The sequence below is a fragment of the Ramlibacter sp. genome, assembly GCF_028292805.1.
Classification (GTDB): Bacteria; Pseudomonadota; Gammaproteobacteria; order Burkholderiales; family Burkholderiaceae_C; genus Ramlibacter.
Map to the genome: position 1 here is coordinate 1 of NZ_JAQGLS010000291.1, position 10,634 is coordinate 10,634.

11 protein-coding genes and 1 pseudogene are annotated in these 10,634 nt (G+C 71.6%); 7 read left to right on the plus strand and 5 right to left on the minus strand.

What is annotated here, in order from left to right; all coding sequences use genetic code 11:
* Positions 1-330: 330 nt before the first annotated feature.
* Positions 331-1,272 carry a selenoneine biosynthesis selenosugar synthase SenB gene (gene senB, locus JWP65_RS17645; RefSeq protein ID WP_367280530.1) on the minus strand — a complete coding sequence of 314 codons (942 nt, stop codon included), beginning with the start codon at positions 1,270-1,272 and terminating at the stop codon, positions 331-333.
* 12 nt (positions 1,273-1,284) lie between these two features.
* Here senB and senA point away from each other — a divergent pair, with 12 nt between their 5' ends.
* Together senA and JWP65_RS17655 are read left to right on the plus strand one after the other, a co-directional pair.
* A complete protein-coding gene (senA, locus tag JWP65_RS17650; protein ID WP_299766092.1) occupies positions 1,285-2,505 on the plus strand; it encodes a selenoneine synthase SenA in 1,221 nt (406 codons plus the stop codon).
* Positions 2,506-2,515: 10 nt separating this feature from the next.
* Positions 2,516-2,851, plus strand: coding sequence for a YnfA family protein (locus JWP65_RS17655; protein ID WP_299766094.1), 336 nt, complete (start codon positions 2,516-2,518; stop codon positions 2,849-2,851).
* On the opposite strand, the gene JWP65_RS17660 is transcribed toward JWP65_RS17655, so the two are convergent.
* Entirely contained in the window at positions 2,823-4,169 is a 1,347-nt protein-coding gene (locus JWP65_RS17660) for a histidine kinase dimerization/phospho-acceptor domain-containing protein (protein WP_299766096.1), read from the minus strand. The two genes, JWP65_RS17655 and JWP65_RS17660, sit on opposite strands and share 29 nt — an antisense overlap.
* The gene (locus JWP65_RS17665; RefSeq protein ID WP_299766098.1) at positions 4,166-4,849 is read right to left on the minus strand and encodes a response regulator transcription factor; all 684 of its coding nucleotides are present in this window, start codon (positions 4,847-4,849) and stop codon (positions 4,166-4,168) included. Before JWP65_RS17665 ends, JWP65_RS17660 begins: the two co-directional genes overlap by 4 nt.
* Positions 4,850-4,913: 64 nt before the next feature.
* Here JWP65_RS17665 and JWP65_RS17670 point away from each other — a divergent pair, with 64 nt between their 5' ends.
* The 4 genes from JWP65_RS17670 (at position 4,914) to JWP65_RS17685 (ending at position 8,742) form a co-directional block, all read left to right on the plus strand.
* Positions 4,914-5,603, plus strand: a complete 690-nt coding sequence (locus JWP65_RS17670) for a phosphatase PAP2 family protein (RefSeq protein ID WP_299766100.1) — start codon at positions 4,914-4,916, stop codon at positions 5,601-5,603.
* Positions 5,600-7,270, plus strand: coding sequence for a phosphoethanolamine transferase (locus JWP65_RS17675; protein WP_299766102.1), 1,671 nt, complete (start codon positions 5,600-5,602; stop codon positions 7,268-7,270). Before JWP65_RS17670 ends, JWP65_RS17675 begins: the two co-directional genes overlap by 4 nt.
* Positions 7,267-7,680, plus strand: a complete 414-nt coding sequence (locus tag JWP65_RS17680; protein WP_299766104.1) for a hypothetical protein — start codon at positions 7,267-7,269, stop codon at positions 7,678-7,680. Before JWP65_RS17675 ends, JWP65_RS17680 begins: the two co-directional genes overlap by 4 nt.
* Before the next feature lie 78 nt (positions 7,681-7,758).
* Positions 7,759-8,742 (plus strand): phosphotransferase, encoded by a 984-nt coding sequence (locus JWP65_RS17685; RefSeq protein ID WP_299766106.1) that lies wholly within the window; start codon positions 7,759-7,761, stop codon positions 8,740-8,742.
* 82 nt (positions 8,743-8,824) lie between these two features.
* On the opposite strand, the pseudogene JWP65_RS17690 reads toward JWP65_RS17685, so the two are convergent.
* Positions 8,825-8,965: pseudogene (locus JWP65_RS17690) on the minus strand (YeeE/YedE family protein); the annotation flags it as partial.
* Positions 8,966-9,030: 65 nt separating this feature from the next.
* On the opposite strand from JWP65_RS17690, the gene JWP65_RS17695 reads away from it, so the two are divergent.
* A complete protein-coding gene (locus tag JWP65_RS17695; RefSeq protein WP_299766108.1) occupies positions 9,031-9,912 on the plus strand; it encodes an MBL fold metallo-hydrolase in 882 nt (293 codons plus the stop codon).
* A 3-nt stretch (positions 9,913-9,915) separates the two neighbouring features.
* Here the strand turns inward: JWP65_RS17695 and JWP65_RS17700 are convergent.
* The coding region (locus JWP65_RS17700; RefSeq protein WP_367280531.1) for a hypothetical protein at positions 9,916-10,634 on the minus strand (719 nt) is incomplete at its 5' end.

Below are 10,634 nucleotides of genomic sequence, written 5' to 3' on the forward strand. Positions count from 1 at the left end.
GGCGAGCGCAGCGGCGCCGCCGGCCCGGCCGCGCTGGGCTGGCGAGGAGGTGGCGGGCGATCGCTGGAGTTCGCTGGTGCTGGCAGCGGCGTCCTTTGGCCCGGGCGCAACGGCGACTTCGAGCAGGCCATCCGCATCGCGCCGACATCCTCTCGGCGCGACTGCCGCTGCTGACGAAACGGCATTCTCAAAGCGGCCGCCATACAGCAGAGCCCGCCGGGGCACGAGTACCGCCTGAGCGCCAGGGGACTGGCCTGCGACCCGGCGGTCCTGGGAGGGGTGCGCTGAGCCAGCAGTGCCCGGCCCCTGGCGGCTGTCTTGTTCCGGCGCTTAGCGGGCCAGCAACCCGGCAACCAGGGCAAGCAGCCGCGCCCGTTCGGCTTCGGGCGCGAACAGCGGCGCCCGTTCGGCCAGCTGCCCGCGCAACGTCGCCAGCAGGCCGGCCTCGGTGCGGCAGCGAAGCAGCAGCGCGGCGAGCGCAGCCGCGTCGCCCACCTCGAACGTGCCGGTGTAGTCGCCTCCCAGCAGCCCCAGGTTGCCATCGATCCGTGACGCCAGCACCGGCACGCCACTGCGCATCGCCTCGACGACGACGTTCGCGCCGCCTTCCATGCGGCTGGCGTGCACCAGCACGTCGGCCCGCTGGATGCGGCGCCGCGTTGCTTCGTGCGGCAACGGGCCGAGCCAGCGGTAGTTGGCTTGCCCGGCAGCGAGCGAGTGCGCCTCGTCGCCCAGCGCCGGGTCCAGGGCGGCGCCGACATGGTCGAGGCGGATGTCGTCGCGAGCACGCAGCGCGTGGGCGGCGGCAAAATACGTGCGCGGGTCTTTCTCCTCGCGCAGGTGGCCGACCATCAGCACCTGCAGCTGGCGCCGGCTGCGGGGCAGCGGGGCACGGGCGCCGCACGACTGCAGGATGACGTGGCAGATCGGCCGCAATTGCAGCGGCAGGCGGCGAGCGCCCAGGTCGTTCAGCACCACCAGTGCGTCGGCCAGCTCCAGTGACCGCCGCGCCGCGTCGTCGCTTTCGATGTCGCGGTACAGGTCGGTCCCGGTGAGCACCAGCGCCACCGGCCGCCGGGGAGTGGCCGCACGCCAGGCGGCGACGGCCAGCGCCGAGCGGCGGGCATGCAGCGCGATCATCAGGTCCTCGTCCCCCGCTTGCCAGTCGGCGGCCAGCCGCACGCGGGAATGCGGCCTCAGCATCCGCGCCCAGCGCTGCGCGGTCTGCCAGTTGCCGTTGTTGGCGGCGGCCAGCGCGGGCGTAACGATCACAATGGACGGACTATGCATGACGCAAGCGTACCCCGCGCCGCCACGCTGGCGCGCCAGGGCAGTGCGGCGGACCTGGCCGCGGCGCTGGCGGCCAGCCGCGCCGACACCCTGGCGACGTTCTCCGCCTTTGCGCAAGCCTTGCCGGGGCTCGAGGTGCCGCTGCGCCAGGACCTGAACCCGCCCCTCTGGGAACTCGGCCATGTGGGCTGGTTCCAGGAGCGCTGGACCGCACGCGTGTCGCAGCGTGCGCTGGGTTGCCAGGCAGATCCCGATGCACCCCTTGCGTCGCCGCTGCGGCCCGATGCCGATGCGCTGTATGACTCGGGCCGGGTCGGGCACGATGCCCGCTGGGAACTGGCCTTGCCTTCGGTGGGCGAAACCCGGTCCGACCTCGCCCACCAGCTCGCGGCGACGCTGGCGCTGCTGCCGGCCGCGGACGGCGCCGCTGCCGCGCTGTATTTCTTTCGGCTGGTGCTGCTGCACGAGGACATGCACCACGAGGCCGCGCTGTACGTGGCGCAGTCGCTCGGCGTCGCCATCGACGACGCCCGCTGGCAGGCCGCGCCACTGCCGCCACCACCGGCACCGCTCACGCTGGCCGCCGGCGAGTGGCAGCTTGGCAGCGAGGACAAGGGCTTCGTGTTCGACAACGAGTTGCGCCGGCGCCCGCTGGCGCTGGGCGACACCACGATCGACGCGCAGGTGGTGCGCTGGGCCGAGTTCCTGCCGTTCGTGGAGCAGGGCGGGTACGGGCAGGATCGCTGGTGGACCGACGACGGGCTGCGCTGGCGCATGGCCGTGCGCGCCGCCGCGCCGCGTTACCTCAAGCGCGAAGGCGCCAGCTGGCTGCAGTGGCGCCATGGCCGGTGGCGGCCGCTGGACCGCGCCGAGGCCGCCTGCCACCTCACGCTGCACGAGGCGCAGGCCTGGTGCCGCTGGGCCGGCCGGCGGCTGCCGGATGAAGCGGAATGGGAGCGCGCGGCCGTCACCGCGCCCGGCGGCTTTCGCTGGGGCGACGCGTGGGAATGGACCGCCAGCCCGTTCACGCCATATCCGGGATTCCGCCCCCATCCTTACCGCGACTACTCGGCTCCCTGGTTCGATGGCCGCCCCGTCCTGCGCGGCGCCTCGTTCATGACGCAGCCGCGGATGCGGCACCCGCGCTACCGCAACTTCTTTCCGGCGTGGCGCAACGACGTGTCGGCCGGCTTCAGGAGTTGCGCGCTGCCCTGACAATTGGGCGATGGACGTCCTTAAGACACTCGGCCTCTTCATGCTCACCGCCCTCGCGGAACTCGTGGGCTGCTACCTGCCGTACCTGTGGCTGAAGCAGGACCGCTCGGTCTGGCTGCTGCTGCCGGCGGCGCTCAGCCTGGCGCTGTTTGCCTGGTTGCTCTCCCTGCATCCCGCGGCCGCCGGCCGGGTGTACGCGGCCTACGGCGGTGTCTACATCGGCGTGGCGATCCTGTGGCTGTGGGCAGTCGAGGGAATCCGCCCGGCACCGACCGACTGGATCGGCGTGACGGTCAGCCTGGCCGGCATGGCCATCATCATGCTCGGTCCCCGCTCGCCTGCCTGACGGCCCCGAAGGTGATCCGGTAGCAGCAGCCGAACCCGGCGGGGGGCTCGACCTGCTCGAAGCGGGCGTCGTGCAGGTCGGCCACCTTGCGCACCACCCGGTGCCCGAGCCCGAGCCCGGCCTGGCTCCGCGCCCGCCCGGCCGCGGCGGTGGGCATGCTGGCCGGACGGTCGCAGACCTGGATCGCCCCGATCGCCGGCAGCAGTTGCACTGCCACCTGGGTTCCGCCCGGCGTGTGGTTCAGGGCGTTGTCGATGAGGTTGCGCAGGGCCAGCTCCAGCAGGATGGAGTGCCCCTCGAGCTGGAATGGCCCCTGGATGTCGAGCGAGAGTTCGTGGCCGCTCGCGTAGGCGGCGGGGGCGAAATCCGCGACCACGCTGCGGGCCAGCTCGCCCAGCTCGATCGTCTCGAGCGCGACGTCCAGCTGCGTGCGGCTGGCGCGCGCCAGCGACAGCAGCTGCGCGATCACTTCACCGGTCTGCAGCACGTCGAACTCGAGCCGCTTGAGCGCCGCCTCGCGCTCGGGCCCGTCGGGACGCCCGCGCAGAGCCTGCACCTGCAGCGACAGCGACGTCAGCGGCGTGCGCAGTTCATGGGCGAATTCGTCCGCCAGGGCGCGCTCGCGATCGAGCGAGGCCTGGTAGCGCTCCACCAGCGAATTGATGGCGTCGACCGAGGCCTGGAACTCCTGGTGTCGGCCTTCGGTGGGCAGCCGCCGGGGCTTGCGCACGTCCAGCGCATGCACCTCCTGGGACAGGCTGTACAAGGGCCGCAGGCCACGATGCACCGCCAGCCCGAGGGCCAGCGCCACCACCGGCAGCAGCCACAGCCCGGGCTCGACGATCTGGGCGGCGATGTCCTGCGCCAGGGCGTCGCGTTCGCTCAACGCCAGCAGCACGGTGACTTTGCGCTGCCTGGGCCCGTCCCATTTCGAAAAGGCCCGCCAGGCGACGGGCGGGCTGCCCAGGAGCTGCGTCTCGAAGCCTTCGTCCGGCGTGAACGAGGGCAGGGGGCCGGCGCCCGAGCGCGTGCTGATGCTGCCGTCGGCGCGCCAGATCACGACGTTCATGGACTGCTGGTAATCGTGGGCCTTGAGGTCCAGGGCGCCGGCCGGCGCCTGGCTGATGCCGCCGGGCAGGAACTCGCCCCCGCGTAGATTGGCCAGCAGCGACGCCGTCGACGCCAGGTGGCCGTCGGTCAGTTCGTCGGCTTCGTGCTCCCCGGTCAGGTAACCCATCAGGATGAACGTGCCCCACACCAGCACCAGCGAGCCCAGAATCCAGGCGAGCAGCTGGTTGGTCAGGCGCGGCGCCTTCATGCGGCCGCGGCCGGCACGAAGTAGCCGACCCCCCGCACGGTACGGATCAGGTTCTCGCCCAATTTCTTCCTGACGTGGTGGATGTGGACTTCGATGGCGTTGCTGTCCAGGGCGCGGTCCCAGTTGTACAGCTTGGCCTCAAGCTGGGGGCGGGACAAGACCTTCGGGCTGGCTTCCACCAGCGCCAGCAGGACGGCGAACTCGCGCGTCGACAGGTCGACGGCGCGGCCGGCCAGGGTGGTGGTCAACGCCGAGGGATCGAGCAGCAGCTGACCGTGCACCACCACGCCGTCGGCCCGGCCGACGACCCGGCGCCGCAAGGCCCGCATCCGCGCGGCCAGCTCGTCGACGTCGAACGGCTTGGAGACGTAGTCGTCGGCGCCGGCGTCCAGCCCCTCGATCCGGCACGAGACCTGGTCGCGCGCGGTCATGATCAGCACCGGCGTGCGGGGGTCCGGCAGCCGGTCCGGGGCGCTGGTGCGGACCCGGCGCAGCAGCTCGGTGCCGTCGCCGTCGGCCAGTCCCAGGTCGAGCAGGACGACGTCGAACGGTTCGGCGCGCAGGGCGGCCCAGGCCGGCGCAATGCCATCGGCCACGTCCAGGGCCCAGCCAAGGACGGCGAGATTGGAGCAAAGCCCCTGGACGATGCCGGGATCGTCCTCCACCAGAAGCACGCGCATGCAGCCATTCTGCCGTGCGCCAGCTTAAGAAACCGTTAAGGCTGAGCGCGCAAGCTCCGCTCCCATGTCCGCAGTAACCACGCCGCACCCGCACCGACAGCGGCTCTTCCTGCTGACCGCCCTGGGGCTGGCCGGCCTGCTGGCGTGGGACGCCAGCTCGCTGGACCTGCTGATCGCGGCACACATGGCCGGGCCGGAAGGCTTTCCGTTGCGGGAGCACTGGGTGCTGACCAACGTGATGCACGACGGCGGGCGGCGGCTCTCCTGGGCCCTGGCCACCGGCCTGTGCCTGGCGGTCTGGTGGCCGGTTGGTCCGCTGCGCCGGCTCACCGTGGAAGACCGGATCCAGCTGGCGGTGACCACCCTGTGCGCCGCCCTGGCCGTTGCCGTCCTCAAGCGTTTCAGTGCCACCAGCTGCCCCTGGGACCTGAGCCTGTTCGGCGGCTTCGCGCGCTACGCGTCGCACTGGAGCGCGGTCCCGGACGGCGGGTCCGGGCATTGCTTTCCGGCCGGTCACGCTTCTTCCGGCTTCTCTTTCATCGGCGGTTACTTCGTGTTCCGGCGGGTCGCGCCAGACATCGCCAGGAGCTGGCTGCTGGCCTCCCTGGGCGCCGGCCTGGCGTTCGGAGTCGCCCAGCAACTCAGAGGCGCGCACTTCATGAGCCATACCTTGTGGACCGGCCTGGTTTGCTGGGCCATCGCCGTCGCCATCGACTGCGGCCGCCACTGGCCGGCCCCGGGGGCGCTGCGATGAACGCCCCCGGCATCCGTGCGGCCTGGCTGGCGGCCGCCGCCAGCATCTGGCTGGCGACGCTGGCGAACCTGCCGCTGTGGCGCGAACTGGAGGCAGTCGGCCTGCTGCGCACGCCGGGCGGCTGGCTGCTGGCCGGCGCACTGGCCACGGTGATCGCCGCCGCCCTGTTTGCCCTGCTCAGCCTGCTGGCGTGGCGCTGGACCCTCAAGCCGGCCATCTGCATCCTGCTGGCGGTGGCCGGCGCCGGCGGCTACTTCATGTGGACCTACCACGTGCTGGTGAACGCCGACATGGTCGTCAACGTGCTGCAGACGGACGCGGCGGAAGCTGCCGGCCTGCTGGACGTTCGCATGCTGCCGGCGTTGCTGCTGCTGGTGCTGCTGCCCGTCGTTGCGGTACTCAAGGTTCCGGTGCGGCGATTGCATCCGCTGCGGCAGGCAGCGCACAACGCGGGCGGCTTCGCGGTGGCGCTGCTGGTGCTGGTCGCCGTGGTGCTGGCTTGCTACCAGCCGCTGGCATCGGCCATGCGCAACCACAAGCAGCTGCGCTACCTGATGAATCCCCTGAACGCTGTCTACGCGGTGGGCGTCGTGGCGACCGCGCCGCTGCGCCGCAACGGTTCGCAGCTCGAGCCGATCGGGCTGGATGCCGTCGCCCCGGCGGCCAGCGGACGGCCGCCCTTGCTGATGCTGGTGGTGGGCGAGACGGCGCGGGCGGCGAACTTCGGGCTCAACGGCTACGCCAGGCCGACCACGCCACGGTTGGCTCGCGAAGCCGTGGTCAGCTTCACCGATGCGACCTCGTGCGGCACCAGCACCGCGGCATCCCTGCCTTGCATGTTCTCCCACCTGGGACGCGCCGGCTACGGCACCCGGCGCCACGACTACGGCAACCTGCTGGACGTGCTGCAGCAGGCCGGGCTGGCCGTGCTCTGGCTGGACAACCAATCCGGCTGCAAGGGGGTGTGCGACCGCGTTCCGCATGCCAGCACCGTGAACCGCACCGACGACGGACTTTGCAGTGATGGCGAATGCCTCGACGGCGTGCTGCTGGCCGACCTGGACCAGCGCATCGCCGCCTTGCCGGCGCAGCGGCGCACCCGCGGCGTGGTGCTGGTCATGCACCAGATCGGCAGCCACGGCCCCGCCTACCACCGCCGTTCGCCGGCCGCGCTCAAGCAGTTCCTGCCGGAGTGCACCAGCAACAACCTGCAGGAGTGCAGCCAGCAAGAGGTGGTCAACGCCTACGACAACTCCATCCTGGCCACCGACCAGTTTCTGGCCGGCGCCATCGGCTGGCTCAAGGGCCGGCAACAGGCGTTCGACGGGGCGCTGCTGTACGTCAGCGACCACGGCGAGTCGCTCGGCGAGAACCGCCTCTACCTGCACGGCCTGCCGTACGCCATCGCGCCGGACGTGCAAAAGAAGGTGCCCTGGATCGGCTGGTTCTCGCCGTCGTACGTGCAGCGCGTGCAGCTGGACGTGGGCTGCGTGCGCGAGCGCACCGGCAGGCCCGTGAGCCACGACGACTATTTTCATTCGGTGCTCGGCCTGATGCAGGTTCGCACCCGGGTCTACGATGCGGCCAGGGATGCCTATGCGCCCTGCCGTGCGATCGCGCCCGAGGCCGGGAAGCTGGTGGCTACCCCGGGACGGGCGGCGTCGTGATCAGCCTGGGCCACCTGCTGGTGCTGGCGCTGCAGCGCGGCGCGCCGGCCCGCGACGACCGGCGGGCCCGGGTGCTGGAACTGCTCACGCTCTACGAAACGGAGTTCGACGCGATGTGCGGCGGGGTCGCTGCCGGGTCCGCATTCGTGGCTTTCCGCGATCGCATCTCGCCCCTGCACGCCGCCTACGCCGACCTGCTGCCGCGCGAGCCGGAGCCGATGCGGGAGGTGCTGGACGCCCACTGTGCCGTGCTGGCACAGCTGTTCGCGCTGTCGGACGTGCTCGCCGGCGCCGATGCGAGCGGCCCCATGCTCGTGCTGGAGCAGCTGCGTTCCAGCCATTCGGCAGCCGTGCGCGGCGTGCGCGAGCGGGTGCAACGCCTGGGGGCCGCCGGCGCGGCCCGGCGCTAAGCCGAGCAACAATCCGGTCCTGGACGGTTCGCCCGGCGTTGGCGAGGGCGACGCATTTGGCGGAGAATCCGCCGGGACATGACCCTGAACGCTCGCCTCATCCGCATCTTCCCGGCTCTGCGGGGCACCGACTTTGCCGTCGAAACGAGCGAGCTCGGAGGCAATGCCTGGAACACCGTCTCCGTTCTGCGGCACCGCATCGTGCCGGCCGACGGCAGCGCGCCGCTGGAGTGCGTCGAAAAGCGGCTCACCAAGGTGCTGGGCATCGGCCCGTTCGAGCCGCTGCTGCAGGCCTGGGTCTCCGTGCTGGATGCCGGGCGGCGGCTGATCCGCACAGCGCCCCTGGGCGTGGTCGAGACGCCGCTGGCGTGCTATGTCTACAGTGAGGTCGTCACCGGACCGCATCCGAACCTGGGCCGGATCGCCGCCCACGCCGCCAGCGGCATCGCGCAGATGGAGCGCGCCTCCGCCGACCTGGTCCGCAGCCTGCCGGCGTTCACCCGCCGGCGGATGGACTTCTTCGGGCCCTGGAGCCTCTGGCGTCCGCGCTACAACGTCGCGCTGGCGCTGCGACGCCCGATCCTGCGGCGCACCCCGGCCCTGGACGGCGTGCTGCAGCTGGCCATGCAACTGCAGCCGCACGTGCGCCGGCTGGCCGGGTCGGCGCAACGCTCGCCGTGCTGCTTCAGCCACCTCGACCTGCTGTCGAAGAACATCATCGAAACCCGGGAAGGGCTGCACCTGATCGACTGGGGCGAGGCGCGCATCGGTCGGGTGGGGTTCGACGCCGGTTCGTACCTGCACCGGCTGTTCCGGGGCAACGAGCTGTCGACCTTCGAGCAGTCGCGGGCGGTGTTCATGGACAGCTACCTCGCCCACCTGCCGCCCGACCTGGACCCACGGCAAGTGCGGCGCAACGCGCTGTACTTCCTCACGCTGCGGACTCTGTGCTTCTTCCTGCGGCCCGACGTGCTGCGCGCCAACGCGGCGACGCCGGAGGTGATCGAGCGCAAGCTGGCCTGGCTGCTGACAGCCGTCGAGCAAGACGCGGTCGCCGGCTGAAGAGGGGCGGCGCCGCGCGCAGGCCGCGTGGGCCCGCCGCTTCAGGCCCTTGAGCACCCCGCCAGCGGGTGGCGCCGTCGCGCGGGCGCCGCAGCCCGCCCAGCACGCCGCTGATGCCGCAGATGCGGCCGTTGAACAGCACGAGGATGGCGGCGGCCAGACCGATCGGGACGCCAGCGGCCAGGGCGGACCAGGGGGTGAGCCAACGCCAGTCGATTTTCATGGGGGCTCCTTGTCGGGAAAGCGGTTCAATACACGACGGGGCACACACAGTCAGAGGAGCAGCGCATGGACAGGAGCACCACCGTCGAGTCGTTTTTCGATCCGGAGACGGGCACCGTCAGCTACGTGGTGGCCGACCAGGCGACCGGCGCGGCCGCCGTGATCGACCCGGTGCTGGACTTCGATTTCCGCTCCGGCCACACCGCCACGCGGGCGGCCGATGCCGTGCTGCGCCACCTGCAAGCCCAGAACCTGTCGGTGCAGTGGATCCTGGAGACGCACGCCCACGCCGACCACCTGTCCGGTGCGCGCTACCTGCAGGAGCGGGTGGGCGGGCGCATCGCCATCGGCGAGCACATCCGCGCAGTGCAGGCGACCTTCCGCAAGCTCTACAACCTGGAGCGCAGCTTCTTGCCCGATGGCAGCCAGTTCGACCACCTGTTCGCCGACGGCGAGACTTTCATGATCGGCACGGTGCCGGCCACGGCACTGCGGGTGCCAGGCCACACGCCGGCCGACATGGCCTACCTGATCGACGGCGCCGTGTTCACCGGCGACACGCTGTTCATGCCCGACGTCGGCACGGCCCGCGCCGACTTCCCGGGCGGCGACGCGCACACGCTGTACCGCTCGATCCGGCGCCTGCTGGAGCTGCCGCCGCAAACCCGCATGTACGTCTGCCACGACTATCCGCCGCCGGGCCGCGGCGAGCCGAAGTGGCAGACCACGGTGGCCCAGCAGCGGGCCGGCAACGTGCACGTGCACGACGGGATCACCGAGGAGGCTTTCGTCGCCATGCGGACCGCGCGCGATGCCACGCTCGACATGCCGACGCTGATCCTGCCGGCGATCCAGGTGAACGTGCGGGCCGGGCGGCTGCCGCCGGCCGACGACAACGGCGTGGCCTACCTGCGCATCCCGCTCAATGCGCTGCGCAAGGCCGGCTGAGGCTCACTGCACCGCGTCCCGGTTGCGTTTGGCGTCCTTGGCGGCGCCGGCATCGGTGGCCGCCGCCCGCGCCGCAACCACCTGCGGCGCCTGGCTCGGGTCCGTCACGTCCCAGGAGCCGAACACCTGCTGCGGCGTGCGCGTTTCCGGCAACACGTACACGATGGCGCCGGTCTGCTTGACGGTGGGGCTGAGCACGCCTTCGTAGAACGTCACCGGCAGGTTGACGCAGCCGAACGAGATGCGGTTGTCCGCCGCGGTCGGCGACGCCAGCCGCTCCAGCCGCCGCTCGGCCGCCACGGCGGGGCGGACCCGGTGCATGGAGACGGCGGCGTCGTAGTCGATCCAGACGATGTCTTCGCCGTTGGTGTTCATGCCCGGCTCGGCCACGAAACGGCCGGCAGGCGTGGTCTTTTCCTGCGGCTTGATCGCCGCCAGCGGCTTGTCGCCGATGCCAGGCGCGCTGTCGTCGCCAATCGCCGAGCCGAGCAGGGCGGCGGTGGTGGCCGTCAGCTTGCCATGCGGGTCGAAGGCCCAGACCCGCGCAGCCTTCTTGTCCAGGATCAGGACCGACTTGCCCTGGTTGTCGTGACTGAAGAAAGCCCAGTTGGCCACATGGCGCACGTCGGCCGACGGCACCTGAGCGCCGAAGTCGGGCCGCGGCCCCGCCGGACGCGGCGCGGGTGTGGCCGGAGCCGGAGCCGGAGCCGGAGCCGGAGCCG